The following is a 12,881-nucleotide window of genomic DNA, read 5'->3' as shown; positions in this document are numbered from 1 at the left end:
ATGTCTCGGCGAAGAAGCGTGTTAGCGACTTGTTCGAGCCGTTCGGGCTCGAACTTCGTCCGGAGGTGGTAGAGAACCGTGTTTGCCGATGGCGAGTCTTCGCTGGAGTTGCACAGCGTCGAGATTGAGGTCCCGTCGGCGGTTGCGCCGACGAGGACCTCGTAAATGTCCTTAGCATCGGTTTCAGCGTTGTTGGCAAGGTTCAGAGAGACTTCCTCGTCAAGTCGATTGACGAGGAAGTTAAGGAGCTGGTCTTCGTGGATTTCACTGTCTGCTTGCTGCTGTTTGCTAGGCACATTCGCAGCAAGCAGACGTTCTAACTAACCGGCTTTGTGAGGTACTGAGTATGAGCCTCGAAGAGACGGTCGACTACCTCGCCGAGGAACTCGACCTTGAACGGAGTGAACACGTCCGTGAGGTCGGCCAGTCGGTTGCAGAGCTTCGCGACTAATCAGAACATTTCTCTGAAGTCTCGTTCGACGAGCCCATCCTCCAGATAGGTGATGAACTCCTGTTTTGTTGGTCCCTGCTCATCAAGTAGATCATCCCGTTCTGCACGTTGGAGGACTGCCTGAGCGAAGTTTGTACAGTGGGGTTCGTGCTGCTCAGCGTACTCTGAGAGGGCCTCTCGCCAGTGCATATCCAGCTCGAACTCGGCTAATCGGATTTGGATTCCATCTTTCCGTTCGACGAGGTCAATGTCGAGCCCCTCAAGTTTCTTGAACCGGAGATTGTTCCGACGGACCGTGATGAGGCGTTTGGAGCCGACGATATAGGGATCGACCCACTCACGCCAGGTTTCGTCGTCGACGTGCGTACGTGGCATCGCAAAATCAGGATCTACACTCTCAATACAGAATTGTAGCATCGCGATGCTGGTTCGGTGATTCGCGTTCGGAAGGGAATGCCGGAGGATCAAATTCGACATCACTTCGCCGGCGACTTCAGGGACTGATGCTCCCCAGGATACGTGATCGAGTGCTTGTTGAATCTTCTGCGGTTCGAACTCCTTGTAGAGCCGGAACTCATCCGCTTCGCGAACATCGACAGCGGCCTCAAGCAATTCCACCAGTCGGAATGCTACAACTTGCCCAGCACGAGGGAGGTCATGAATACGATCATTCAACCACTCCCTGTCGAAGTCAATATCTTGGGCACCCCCGACCTCCGTATCGCCCTCATAGAGTACATAGACTGGTGTTTCAAAGGGGTATCCGATGAGCTTTGTCGACTCGTCGGATTGCTCTCACTGAGACCGGATCTCTGCTACCGATGCCGAGCTATATTTGAGTGAGAAATTCTCGGCCTGTGGGTGATGATAGAAGACGAGCCGAGCCATCTCAATGCGTATTCGTGGGAAGTGGGTAAAGCAGTCCCGCTTTTATTTGGCGATGGACGCAACCTTCCGAAAAATTGAGTGAGTAATTCACATACAGAGACGACTTCTCAACGCTTATCCGCGTCTTTCACAGAGTAGTATGTAGCGGGATAGGATAGCTCGGAGATTCCACCAGGCTCATGACCTGGAGATCGGTGGTTCAAATCCACCTCCCGCTATTTTTCGCCGACACAACTGCTATTCATAAACCTCGTCTGGGTCAAAGACTTTCTCGCCGATGGTCTCGCCTTCGATCGTTCGATAGAAGCAGGAGCGATGGCCCGTGTGACACGCCCCACCTTTCTGGTTAATCCGATAGAGAAGCGCATCACCATCACAGTCGACGCGGATTTCCTTTACCTGTTGGACGTGCCCGCTGGAACCGCCCTTCCGCCAGAGTTCGTCGCGACTCCGAGAGTAGTAGTGGGCAAGTCCCGTGTTCTGGGTTTCGGCGAGCGCCTCCGGGGACACGTACGCGAGCATCAGTACGTCACCTGTCTCGGCGTCCTGTGCAATTGCGGGAATCAGTCCATCCTCGTCGAAGTCAAGTTCGACATCGAGGAGCTTGTCTTGCATATTTACCCGATACGACAGACTCGGGATACCAGTTGGTATTTCGAGAGCTGTCTCTTGCGGACCTACACCAGCTGGATGACGTTTCCGTTTGAGGTGACGTGGAGGTCACGATCGAGATTGTATCCCTGCTTTGCAGCAAGATCAACGTATCCAGAGAAGCCTTTCATACTCTGGTGTGCCGGAACCACGTGTTGTGGTTGGAGTGCATCGAGCATCGTGTAGTGCCCTTCCTGCGAGAGATGCCCTGAGACGTGGACGTCGTCGTAGATACGTGCACCTTGCATACCAAGCAGCCTCTCGGACTGGTAGCGCTGCCCTTCGTTTGTCGGCTCCGGGATCACGCGAGCCGAGAAGATGACCTTGTCGCCGTCGTCGAGTTCGTACGGTGTCTCACCACGACCCATTCGAGTGAGCATCGCACGGGGTTCACCCTGATGGCCGGTCACGACCGGTAGGAAGTTCTCCTTCCCCTCGTTCATAATTCGCTTGAAGGCACGGTCGACAGACTTTCGGTGCCCGTACATTCCAAGGTCGTTGGGGAACGTGGCCGCGCCGATGCGCTCGGCTGTCCCCGAATATTTCTCCATCGACCGTCCTAGAAGTACGGGTTGGCGGCCGATTTCCTCGGCGAATTCGACGAGGCTCGTGACGCGAGCGATGTGGCTCGAGAACGTCGTCGCGACGATCCCGCCATCGTAGTCTTCGAGACTTCGCATGACGTCGCGGAGTTGGCTCCGGGCGACGGCTTCGCTCGGCGTTCGCCCCTTCTTGTTCGCGTTCGTGCAGTCCTCGATGTAGCAGAGGACGCCCTGACCCTCGCGACCGATCTCGCGGAATCGCTTCATATCGATGGGGTCGCCGATGACCGGCGTGTGGTCGATGCGTTTGTCCAGTCCGTAGACGATGGCTCCCTCAGGCGTGTGGAGCACGGGATTGATGGCGTTGATGATGGAGTGTGTGACGTTGACGAACTCGAGTTCACACCGGTCGCCGATGGGCATCGTCTCACCGGCATCCATCTCGATGAGGTCGTTCTGAACCTGGAACTTCCCCTCGTCCTGAATCTCTTCTTTGACGAGATCGAGAGTGAACGGGGCAGCAACGATAGGGGCGTCGTAGCGATGCGCTAGTTTGCTGATAGCACCGATATGGTCGAGGTGGCCGTGCGTCGGGACAATAGCCTGCACGTCCCCTTCAAGATCGTTCATTATCCGGTCGTCAGGGATGGCACCCATATCGATGAGATCCAGACTGTGCATCTGCTCGGTCCGGATGTCGTCGTGAATCAGTACGTTCGAGAGGTTGAGGCCCATGTCGAAGACGACGATGTCGTCACCGGCACGGACAGCCGTCATCTGGCGACCGACTTCCTCGTAGCCGCCAATAGTTGCGATTTCGATTTCCATAGTGGGGTCCGATCAGAGTGATCCCAGAACTCGTCAAAGTCCGCCTGGTGAAGGAGAGCCGGTGTGACGCTGGCTTCGACGGTCGCCCAGATCGGGCCATCCGTCAACGTCTCCAGAGTACACGACCTTCTCGGGGACAACGCGTGTTTCGGCTATGTTGAGTTCCTCGGTCTGGGCGTATATACCCGAGGGTTTGGTGCTGTTGGAAACCCACTTTCTTGACAACCTATTGTCAAGATTGCCGTTAGACCGGTATGTGGGCTTACAATTGTCGGCTTGATAACTCAATACAGGCAGTATGAGTAGTCGGCTGAAATCAAAGAGGGAACAGAAGTTAAGACATATATTCCGACAACGGTGCATTCTACTTTGTATGCAATTCTGTGACGAGTGTGGTTCGCTGATGCACACGGAGGGGGACACGTGGGTTTGTCGTTCCTGTGAGAACGAGGAGTTGCGGGATTCGAAAGCGGAAGCAGCGATGACGACTCAAGATGGACAGCGAGACGACGGGGCACCTGACGTGGCTGACGCGACCGAGGGCTCCCCCGAGACGATGGAGGAGACCTGTCCGGCGGGCGACTGCGACAGCGACCGGGCCTACTCCGAGATGCTGCCGAAGCCGGGTGGCTCATACGAGGTTCGGCTGTTCACCTGCGTCGAGTGCGGCAAAAAGTGGCGCGAGTCCTGACGGCGCATCTCGCGAACTGCACCGTTTGAATATGCACAGACCGCCACTTCAGACTCTCAACTCTTGGGGTTCCCCCAGTTGATATATTATTGGTAAAAAGAAAAAATATGCCACCTTTCGACACATTTGATGTATTATTTCTCGAATATCCGGACAGAGATTTCACGGCTGTTTTATACAGTGAGTTGTACTGTCCAGGCAGGTGCGCTCTCTGTGAGTACTGGGACCGGATTAATTACCCTCGTCGTGACCATCTTAGGGCTGGGTGTCGCAGCCCAGGTATTAGCCGACCGGCTGGAGATTCCGAGCGTCCTCTTTCTTATTCTCGCTGGAATTCTCGTCGGTCCAGAGGGCCTCGATATTGTCGGACTCGAAGCCTTCGGTGGGCCCGAGGCTCTTTCGGCTATCGTCGGTCTCTCGGTCGCGATTATCATCTTCGAGGGCGCATTCCATCTGAAGCTCTCGAAACTACGACAGACCCCGCGCGAGGCCTTTCGATTGGTCACTCTCGGTGCGGGAATTGTCTTGCTCGGCACGGCGATAACTATCCGGCTGGCACTAGGTGCGTCGTGGGAATTGTCCTTCCTCATTGGCGCGCTACTCATCGCAACTGGGCCGACCGTCATCACGCCCATCCTGGAAGTCGTCCCGGTGCGAGACCGTGTGGCCGCGGCACTCGAGACCGAAGGAATCGTCAATGACGTTACAGCGGCGATTCTTGCAGTCGCGATCTTCGAGGTTGTCGTCGGGAGTGGGACGCAGCTTCAGTTGCTGGTGACCTCGTTCATTTCCCGTCTTGGGATTGGCATTCTCGTCGGCTTCTTGACGGCCGGCATCCTGTGGTATCTGCTCAATCACGTCGATCTTTCGCCTTCGAACGCCGTTCGGAACTCCCGGCTGATCGTTCTCATCGGGGCAATCGCGACGTATGGGATTGCTGAGGGAATCGCCTCCGAGGCAGGGATAGCTGCAGTCGCGACGGCAGGAATCCTCCTCGGCAACGTCGATATGCCCTACGAAGACGAGATTGCAGCGTTCAAGGGCGATATCACACTGATTGTGCTTTCATTCGTGTTCATATCGCTCGCGACGCTGCTGTCGTTCGAAGATCTACTGTCCCTCGGTCTCGGCGGGCTCGTCGTGATCATCGCTGTTGTTGCGGTGATTCGCCCCGTCGCTGTCCTGCTCTGTACGTACGGTGAACGGTTCTCGTTCCGCGAGCAGCTGTTTATGGGTGCGGTCGGCCCTCGTGGCATCATTCCGGCGAGTGTCGCGACACTGTTCGCGCTCGAACTTCGCTCGTCGAACCCGGAGACCGTAACAGCGTCGTCCCCCGATGCAGCGACGGTCCTCGTCGGGACGGTGTTTCTGGTCATTCTAACGACGGTGGTTCTGCAGGGTGGATTCGCACGGCACATCGCACAAACACTCAACGTACTACCAATGCGCGTCATCATCGTAGGCGCTGGTCGCGTCGGTCGCGGCCTCGCCGAACGGCTGGAGGATCGTGGAGAAAACGTTATTCTCATCGACAAAGACCAGGAGCAGGTCGAACAGGCTCGTACTCTCGGATTCACTGTTCACCACGGGGAAGGTGCCGATATCGATGTGCTTCGGTCTGCAGGAGCTGAGAACGCGAAGATCGTCGCAGCAGCCACCGGTGACGACGATTCGAACTTGCTCGTCGCCCAGCTCACGAACTCGAACTTCGACGTAGCTACCGTGATCGCCCGGGTGAATACGCCCGGGAACGCCTCGGCCTTCGAAGAACTGGGTGTCCGTGCGATCGCAGCTGACGAGTCGATCGCTCAGTCGATGGACAACGCGATCGAGCGACCGGCGCTTTCCGAATGGATGACCGAACTCGGTCGAACAGGCGACGTTCAGGAGATTGAGGTTACGGCAGAGAATTTAGTCGGAATGCAGATCGGTGACCTCGACACCGAACTCCCTGACGGGGTTCTCGTCGCCTTGGTGAGTCGCGACGGCGACTCCCAAATTCCAGAGCCCGACCTCACCCTCCGTCGTGGAGACCATCTCACCTTTGTCGGGCGTCGTGATGCGGTCCACGAGGCGATTGAACGATGCCACCCTGAACTCCACGGATGAGCTATCGAGGACGGGATATCCAGGGTCGGTGAGATTCTCACGGCGATGCAGCTAGTCGGCACCTGCAATGCGTATCAAGGAACTGCCTTTTTAGGTATCGTTCCCATTATCGAGATGCTTATTCCGTCCAGTGAAGCTCGTATTCGAGCTCGTATCGTTGTTCTCCGGTTTCCGAGTCAGTGAGGCGTTCGAGTTCGACTTCGAACGTCGGTTCCTCGGGAACAGTGACAGTCTCTGACTGGTCCGTGCTCTCTAGCTGGACTGTCCCTGCTTTGATCTGTTCGGCAGCATCGACGAGCGTTTCGGCGATCTCCAACCGGGAGTGCAGTTCCTCTGTCTTGAAGAGTACTTCTTCGGGCATCAGCTAGCTCTACGGCCCCTATCCCAATATGGTCTGTCCCTTGTTATCATACTCTGGGAACGTACTCCCGAGAATTGTCTTGACTGGAATATTCTGAGCTCTGGCTGTTTGTTCTATACCTCCCAGTGCCCTGTTATTCTTCGTCAGTGTCGTCCTTGATCTCTGCGAGCTGATCGACGAGTTCACCGGTGGAGGCGTCTGTATCGAATGTAATCTCGCCCTCATGCTCGTTCTCGTGAATAGTCACGCCTTCACTGTCGTCATCATCATTCACATCTTGGTTCTGCTGCTCGGATTCGTCATAGCTCCCAAAACCCATATGTGACGGTAGCAAGAGCGTGGACTAAAAACAACCGGTACGCTTGCAGGCCGTTACCGATATCGCGGAGAGGCACCGGTCGTCGTGAGTAGTCCGTTCAGGCAACTTGTTCGTGTCTGACCCGACTACTAGTGGCGATTTTTCCGGTCATCCAGCGATAGTCTGGAACTCCTCGCGAATCGCGTCCACGATCGCTTCCCGATCGTAGTCCCCTGCAGTTGCGCTCACGAGCTTGATGTCGTCTTTGTCGACTGGAATCCAGAGCTGGAGGAACCCCTGTGAGCCGTCCATGTACTCGACTTTCGAGGCCGGTTTCTGCCAGAGTTCAGCCGGTTCCTTGGTGTACTTCGGATGAATTCCCTTGGGAAGGGATTTTGTCGTCTCCTGTCTGAAGTCTGGATCCGTCTCGAGTCGCCCTCGAATGTCCGCCGTGATCGTGTGCCGGTCGGCATCCTCCTCGATTCGCGTGTTCACCGTCCACACCGTTCGGGAGATGAACTTCTCCAGCGTCTTGTCCGGGACGATCTTGTCGACGTCCTCGAAGATCTCCTGCTCTCGAATCCGCGGCGTTCCACTGATGCCGGAGACGATCCGATCGTCTCCTGGCTCGTGACAAACACCAAAATTCGCCCGCGGTCGTTCACCCAGCTGGGGCTGATAGATATCTGGAAGTTCGAGAAGCCGGGCAATCTCGAGCTCTCTGTACACGCCATACTGCTCCCGGAGAAAGAGTTTGAACTTCGACATTTCTTCGCGTGATGGCGAGAGGAAGATGAAGCGCTGAAGAACGTCCTGATTGGGTGCGTCATCGTGATAGAAGAAGGTATGTGTCTCGTGGTCCTCAAGCGCAAACCAGACGAGATAGTCAATCGGGCCGTCGTCGACGAAGATGGCTTCTTCAACGAGCTGCTCGGAAAACTTCGGACAGCGCTCACAGAAGGTATCGACCAAGTGTTGGACGTAATCTCCCGGGTCCAGTCCGTACTCAGAAATGAACTCCCGAGGCATGAGCGGGGCTACGACTCGGAAGCGATAAAAGACACCCGATGCGACAAGATTCGCTCAGTGTGGGTCTGGGTGTCACTAGCATATGCGCTGATGAAGGGTCGCGGCTCGGATGCCCGCGTCATCACAAGGGGCTCAGAGGGGTAACTATTCGTCATCGCCGCACCGCATTTCACATCTTCTGGCTCGGGTGGCATCAGCGTTCTGCCGGGACGGTGCTTCCTCGCTTACCGCTCATCAGATTCCGAAAACCGGGGAACAAATCGTCGGTTTGGTGAAGGCGAAATTTCTACCCTCACCTCTCTCACGAGTGTGAAGTGGTGACGACGACTATCCTTGTACGACTCGAGGAGCCCAGCGACTTCTTGATCGAACTCAGCCAACAGTTCAAAAAGAGGACGAGATCACGATTACCGGTGACGACTGGGAGTTGCCGTTCGGGTTCGGCGAGCCCGTCAATCTCGATATCGAATTCGAAGGCGACGGCGAACCGGAACTGGAGACCGAAGTCGAACTCTTCGGACGTGTCGAAGACGAGACGCCGAATCTTACAGAGAGGCAGCACAACCATCCTGTACCGTTATTGCAACCGAGCGAGTAGAATCACGTATGCAATCCCGTGTTCCTACTCTTGCGAGAAAGGAGACTACCGATCCTGACGATTCGGATGAGGAATCCACGTCTGGAGAGTCTGTTTCCGCTGATGACTCTTCAGACGACGAGAAATCACTCGATGAAATCATTGACGCGTACGCAGAGTGAGCCTTTGATATGGTCGATGCACACCGATTCTCATCGGGAAGCACCTCGCAACTCCAGGAAGCAATAGATACGATTGTCCAAGCATTCGGTCACCCGGAAACGATCTCTGTTACTTATACGTTCGAAGACGGACAGAAGCGGACGATGATCGAGGTACTAACTGGTGATACCGCTCCCATCTACGAGCTCGTCTACGACGGACAGGACGACGGGGCAGAACCAGAGATCACACCGGTCGGCGAAGACGAGCAGTCACCGAAGCCGTCGAAGTAACCGCCCAATCGACGGGAAGATTTGCTCCCCTCTGAACGTCTCGACTGTCTCGCGTACTGCCTCTAATTCGGGGTCAGCAGCCGAAACCGATCCCTCCTGTACCCGCTGGGAGAACATTTCGATGAACGACTGGGCACCCTCCATTGCATCATCGACTGTGTCGTATTCCTCGACAGGGTAATTGTGGCGGACATGTGTCGACGTCCGATTGATCGCCGATAACCGGAGTTTGAATCCCTTATCGGCCGGCTTCGACAGCACAGAGACAACAAACGTCGTGTCCTCTGCCGTTTCGTGTTGATACTCGACGACTGCAGTACGATGCTGGGCCTCCTCGCGTTTCTTCGTCCACTCTGCTGGAAGGGCAATATCGGTGTCAGTCATCAGTACCATCGTCGAGAACGGATCGACTGTGTCGTCCCCTCGTTGGCTGATAGTCGAAGGCTAGACGATCCGGTGATGGCTGGGTGACCCAGAGTACACCATCGACGAGGGGAGCAATCGCTGCCATCGTCTCTTCATCGTGAGCGGTGTAGTCGATTCCAAGGAGACACAGCCCCGACTCTGAACGAAGCCCAGTGATTCGCTCAAGGACAGTACCCACATGAGTGGCAGACGTCGCCTTGAGGACCGGTGTGAGTGAGCGGATGAGAAGGTGATGCGCTCTATTGCTCGGTACCGAACTGTCGGAGAGGTCCGAGAGGGCCATGACCAGCCGTTCAAGATCGCCTGGCGAGGGTGTGAAGACGACATGTGTCTCGCCATAGAGTGCTGAGATGGATTGTTGCTCTGAAACTGTGTCGACGATGCTGATCGATGGTTGCCCGGTCTCTCCTCCGAGACAGTTATAGACTGCAATCGTTCGATTGGCACTCTCTCTCGTCGTGACGACAAAGGCTGTATCCTCTTCCGTCCCTTGAGCACAGAGGATACGGAGACACACGGCGTGCTGAGACGGGTCACCGGTGGTCGCGACGAGAACGGTCGAGCCACCGCTGAGGCTCTCTGGAAGCGGGTCGACCAGTAAGGCCTCTATTTCGACTGTACTGTTGGCATTCCCGTCCATCAGTTAGCTGTCACCACGAGGCTGCGGATTGTTCGTTGAACCCGTCAACTGAGACAACGTCTGTTCCGGATAGTATCGAGCTTTACATGTCGGGCACTCGGCGATGCGCACGTGGCCCTGCCAGGTCGTCGCGACTGGAAGGTCCCGTACATGGACCGTCCGTTCGATTAGCTCCGTGCCACAGTCCGAACAGGGGATGTCTGTTTCATTCATGGGTGTATGCGTGGGTCGTGCCAAGTCCCGTCGGGAGACCCAGGGCCACCGCAGACGGGTCGGCATCCGGCACGGCGCATCTCAGAGCAGTGCCATCGAAGGACGCCCCCGCAGTGGCGGCGAACCGATGGGCGAGCGAAGAAAGGACGGGACGGAGCCCTTAGTACGAACTAAAATTGCTGTGTACCGGATAAATAGGTTTCGGACACCCGATTCACGCGACTGAGCAATCCTGTACCAAATTTCCGGCGCTCCCGGGCGTGAGACACACGTATTTCAATCGAAGCGGAATGTCTCCATATTTTTCGGCGCGTGGGTTCGGATATTGAATTCCTGATACAGACCGGACGAGAGCTGGTCCGTCGAGGATTCATCACCGTGGACACAGAGAACCCGCTCCGGACGAGGGTTCATTGTCCGCACGAAGTTCTCGAGGCCGTTTCGGTCGGCGTGGCCGGAAAATCCACTGACTGATTCGACATCGAACCGAAGCGTCAATTGTTCGCTACGGCTCCCGCGGTCATTGAACGGGATCTCGCGGCGGCCACTCTGAATGCGCCGTCCCAGCGTGCCCTGGGCCTGATATCCGACGAAGATGAGCGTGTTCTTCGGGTCACTCCCAAGCAGTTCCAGCCACGACATAATCGGGCCGCCGGTCACCATCCCGGAGGTCGAGAGGATGATACAGGGCTCGCCGCCGGCGATATCTTCCCGCATCTCCTGGCCACCGTCGACCTGCTGGAACTGTTCGGCGAGGAACGGATTCTCGTCCTCGTGGAGAATTCGCTGGCGGAGTCCGTCACGGAGGAACTCGGGATAGGCAGTGTGGATCGCCGTCGCCTCGCGAATCATCCCGTCGAGATAGATTGGTATCGTCGGGAGTCGATTCTCACGCATTGCCTCCTCTAGAACGAGCATCAACTCCTGTGATCGACCGACGGCGAACGCCGGAATCACGACTTTCCCGTTCTGCTTGTACGTGTCGTTAATCAGCTCGGTGAGCTTCCGCTCGCTGTCTTCCTGGTCGGTCTGGTAGTCGTTGCGCCGTCCGTAGGTCGACTCCATGATGAGTGACTCGACGCGAGGAAAGTCGTTCGATGCGCCGTTGAACAGGCGGGTGTCCGTGTAATGAACGTCGCCCGAGAAGACGACGTTGTGGAAGCCGTCGCCGACGTGGAAGTGCGCGACGGCGCTGCCGAGGATGTGGCCAGCGTTGTGGAACGTGAGCTTGATGTCCGGTGCGATGTCGGTGACGTTGCCATAGTCGACCGTAATCGTGTGTTTAAGCTCTTCGCGGACCATTTCACTCTCGTACGGTGGAGTACGTCCTTCTTTGGCAGCAACATCGAGATAATCGAGCTGGAGCAGTCCCATCAAGTCGCGGGTCGCCTGCGTTGTGTAGACGGGACCATCGTATCCGTACTTGAAGAGGAGCGGAAGCAACGCGCTGTGGTCAAGATGAGCATGAGTTAGGACGACTGCGTCGAGGTCTGCGATCGGGTTGGCCTCCGGAAGTTGGAGATATGGAACCTCTCCCTCTGCACCGGGTTTATCACCACAGTCGATGAGAATCCGAGTCTCAGGTGTACTGAGGATGAAACTCGCCCGACCAACCTCCCGACAACAGCCGAGGGTCGTCACGCGGACCCATTCGGTGTCCTGCGTTGGCTCTTGATGAATTTGATCTCCAACGCGTTCGAGAAATTCCCGGCGCTCGTCGCGCTCTTGCATCAGGAAATTTCTGACGTTGTCTACCGTCGAAGATTCCATCGGTGGTGTCCTGAGGACTTCTGGATGCCATCCGACTTCTTGTGTAATTTTTCGAAGCGTCCGTGCATGGCGACCAATAACGAGACCAGGGACCTCTGCTTCAATAAGTACCTCTCCAGTTGCGGGATAGAACTGAAGATTCGTGATCCCCGCCCTCTCAGGGATAATGTCCAATATCTGGGGCTTGGCATCAGAGGGACTTGCCTGTGTGCCCGCTGTTGGTCGGACTGTAATCCGTTTTTGAACAGCAGCCGCTAATGTCCCTATTAACCTTTCCCGCTCCGCGAATTGGCGAGGGGTTTCAGTGTATATGACAAGTTCTGGGCCTTCGAAGGTTACTCGTGAGATTGTAAGATCATCTGGTGTTTTATTCTCAATCCGAGCGTGTGCTATCTCGAGTGGATCTTTGTCGTCGTCAGGATTCATGTCATTTTGTCGATTATGGGGGCAAGTAAGGCTGTGGAGATCTCAGTTCAGAAATGGCGATTTCAGTTGAATCGTTAATACTTCGAACATGTATCTCGAATCCCTGGACCGCGTCAAACTGTTCGATTCTCTTGGCGAACCACCGTCGGGAGGAAACCGATACAGTACGCTGTCCAGTATGTGAACGGATGAAATCGTTCGAGTACAGGTAGAAATAGATAGTATAAATCAGTTTTGACGCCGGCACGATTCTCTTGGTCGAATTTTCAGTGAATCAAAATCCCAACGATTAAGCGGCACAAGAATCAGTACCTCACAAAGCCGGTTAGTTAGAACGTCTGCTTGCTGCGAATGTGCCTAGCAAACAGCAGCAAGCAGACAGTGAAATCCACGAAGACCAGCTCCTTAACTTCCTCGTCAATCGACTTGACGAGGAAGTCTCTCTGAACCTTGCCAACAACGCTGAAACCGATGCTAAGGACATTTACGAGGTCCTCGTCGGCGCAACCGCCGACGGGACCTCAAT

The 12,881-nt window shown here is 55.7% G+C and carries 12 protein-coding genes, 1 tRNA gene and 3 pseudogenes; 5 read left to right on the top strand and 11 right to left on the bottom strand.

The genetic code is table 11. The features are described from left to right. A pseudogene (locus tag BLT27_RS18075) lies at window positions 1-296 on the bottom strand (ISH3 family transposase); the annotation flags it as partial. Window positions 297-451: 155 nt separating this feature from the next. Then, window positions 452-1,339: pseudogene (locus BLT27_RS18070) on the bottom strand (hypothetical protein). Between the two features lie 143 nt (window positions 1,340-1,482). On the opposite strand from BLT27_RS18070, the gene BLT27_RS18065 reads away from it, so the two are divergent. Beyond that, window positions 1,483-1,557, top strand: a tRNA-Met gene (locus tag BLT27_RS18065). Between the two features lie 19 nt (window positions 1,558-1,576). Here the strand turns inward: BLT27_RS18065 and hisI are convergent. Both hisI and BLT27_RS18055 read right to left on the bottom strand, forming a co-directional pair. Continuing rightward, entirely contained in the window at window positions 1,577-1,954 is a 378-nt protein-coding gene (hisI, locus tag BLT27_RS18060; protein WP_089736433.1) for a phosphoribosyl-AMP cyclohydrolase, read from the bottom strand. A gap of 62 nt (window positions 1,955-2,016) precedes the next feature. After that, window positions 2,017-3,360, bottom strand: a complete 1,344-nt coding sequence (locus BLT27_RS18055; protein WP_089736431.1) for a ribonuclease J — start codon at window positions 3,358-3,360, stop codon at window positions 2,017-2,019. Between the two features lie 373 nt (window positions 3,361-3,733). On the opposite strand from BLT27_RS18055, the gene BLT27_RS18050 reads away from it, so the two are divergent. Together BLT27_RS18050 and BLT27_RS18045 are read left to right on the top strand one after the other, a co-directional pair. After that, entirely contained in the window at window positions 3,734-4,051 is a 318-nt protein-coding gene (locus BLT27_RS18050) for an RPA12/RPB9/RPC11 RNA polymerase family protein (protein ID WP_089736429.1), read from the top strand. A 213-nt stretch (window positions 4,052-4,264) separates the two neighbouring features. Further along, window positions 4,265-6,160, top strand: coding sequence for a cation:proton antiporter domain-containing protein (locus tag BLT27_RS18045; protein ID WP_245707861.1), 1,896 nt, complete (start codon window positions 4,265-4,267; stop codon window positions 6,158-6,160). A 118-nt stretch (window positions 6,161-6,278) separates the two neighbouring features. Here the strand turns inward: BLT27_RS18045 and BLT27_RS18040 are convergent, their stop codons facing one another. From BLT27_RS18040 to BLT27_RS19975, 4 genes are all read right to left on the bottom strand, one after another. Further along, complete coding sequence (locus BLT27_RS18040) at window positions 6,279-6,521, bottom strand: amphi-Trp domain-containing protein (RefSeq protein WP_089736426.1); 243 nt, start codon at window positions 6,519-6,521, stop codon at window positions 6,279-6,281. A 133-nt stretch (window positions 6,522-6,654) separates the two neighbouring features. After that, complete coding sequence (locus BLT27_RS18035; RefSeq protein WP_089736424.1) at window positions 6,655-6,840, bottom strand: DUF5786 family protein; 186 nt, start codon at window positions 6,838-6,840, stop codon at window positions 6,655-6,657. 147 nt (window positions 6,841-6,987) lie between these two features. After that, the gene (locus BLT27_RS18030; RefSeq protein WP_089736422.1) at window positions 6,988-7,848 is read right to left on the bottom strand and encodes a hypothetical protein; all 861 of its coding nucleotides are present in this window, start codon (window positions 7,846-7,848) and stop codon (window positions 6,988-6,990) included. Window positions 7,849-8,149: 301 nt separating this feature from the next. Then, window positions 8,150-8,416: a hypothetical protein gene (locus BLT27_RS19975; protein ID WP_175526516.1), complete on the bottom strand. Its 267-nt coding sequence runs from the start codon at window positions 8,414-8,416 to the stop codon at window positions 8,150-8,152. A gap of 200 nt (window positions 8,417-8,616) precedes the next feature. On the opposite strand from BLT27_RS19975, the gene BLT27_RS19405 reads away from it, so the two are divergent. Further along, window positions 8,617-8,880, top strand: a complete 264-nt coding sequence (locus tag BLT27_RS19405; RefSeq protein ID WP_139172413.1) for a hypothetical protein — start codon at window positions 8,617-8,619, stop codon at window positions 8,878-8,880. Here the strand turns inward: BLT27_RS19405 and BLT27_RS18020 are convergent. The 3 genes from BLT27_RS18020 to BLT27_RS18015 all read right to left on the bottom strand — a co-directional run bounded on the left by BLT27_RS18020 (window position 8,860) and on the right by BLT27_RS18015 (window position 12,355). Continuing rightward, a complete protein-coding gene (locus tag BLT27_RS18020) occupies window positions 8,860-9,264 on the bottom strand; it encodes a hypothetical protein (protein WP_089736420.1) in 405 nt (134 codons plus the stop codon). The genes BLT27_RS19405 and BLT27_RS18020 overlap by 21 nt on opposite strands. Beyond that, complete coding sequence (locus BLT27_RS19400; protein WP_139172412.1) at window positions 9,257-9,946, bottom strand: DUF7504 family protein; 690 nt, start codon at window positions 9,944-9,946, stop codon at window positions 9,257-9,259. Before BLT27_RS19400 ends, BLT27_RS18020 begins: the two co-directional genes overlap by 8 nt. Window positions 9,947-10,435: 489 nt before the next feature. After that, the gene (locus tag BLT27_RS18015; RefSeq protein ID WP_089736418.1) at window positions 10,436-12,355 is read right to left on the bottom strand and encodes a beta-CASP ribonuclease aCPSF1; all 1,920 of its coding nucleotides are present in this window, start codon (window positions 12,353-12,355) and stop codon (window positions 10,436-10,438) included. 353 nt (window positions 12,356-12,708) lie between these two features. Here BLT27_RS18015 and BLT27_RS19395 point away from each other — a divergent pair. Next, window positions 12,709-12,881 (top strand): annotated as a pseudogene (locus tag BLT27_RS19395) (ISH3 family transposase); the annotation flags it as partial.

Source organism: Haloarchaeobius iranensis (genome assembly GCF_900103505.1).
Lineage (GTDB): Archaea > Halobacteriota > Halobacteria > Halobacteriales > Natrialbaceae > Haloarchaeobius > Haloarchaeobius iranensis.
Note: the sequence above shows the minus strand (reverse complement) of the source record. Positions and strands in the feature narration are given on the sequence as shown.

Coding starts and splice junctions, on each gene's coding strand:
- hisI (WP_089736433.1), bottom strand. CDS start 1,954: ATGCAAGACAAGCTCCTCGATGTCGAACTTGACTTCGACGAGGATGGA.
- BLT27_RS18055 (WP_089736431.1), bottom strand. CDS start 3,360: ATGGAAATCGAAATCGCAACTATTGGCGGCTACGAGGAAGTCGGTCGC.
- BLT27_RS18050 (WP_089736429.1), top strand. CDS start 3,734: ATGCAATTCTGTGACGAGTGTGGTTCGCTGATGCACACGGAGGGGGAC.
- BLT27_RS18040 (WP_089736426.1), bottom strand. CDS start 6,521: ATGCCCGAAGAAGTACTCTTCAAGACAGAGGAACTGCACTCCCGGTTG.
- BLT27_RS18035 (WP_089736424.1), bottom strand. CDS start 6,840: ATGGGTTTTGGGAGCTATGACGAATCCGAGCAGCAGAACCAAGATGTG.
- BLT27_RS18030 (WP_089736422.1), bottom strand. CDS start 7,848: ATGCCTCGGGAGTTCATTTCTGAGTACGGACTGGACCCGGGAGATTAC.
- BLT27_RS19975 (WP_175526516.1), bottom strand. CDS start 8,416: ATGGTTGTGCTGCCTCTCTGTAAGATTCGGCGTCTCGTCTTCGACACG.
- BLT27_RS19405 (WP_139172413.1), top strand. CDS start 8,617: ATGGTCGATGCACACCGATTCTCATCGGGAAGCACCTCGCAACTCCAG.
- BLT27_RS18020 (WP_089736420.1), bottom strand. CDS start 9,264: ATGACTGACACCGATATTGCCCTTCCAGCAGAGTGGACGAAGAAACGC.
- BLT27_RS19400 (WP_139172412.1), bottom strand. CDS start 9,946: ATGGACGGGAATGCCAACAGTACAGTCGAAATAGAGGCCTTACTGGTC.
- BLT27_RS18015 (WP_089736418.1), bottom strand. CDS start 12,355: ATGAATCCTGACGACGACAAAGATCCACTCGAGATAGCACACGCTCGG.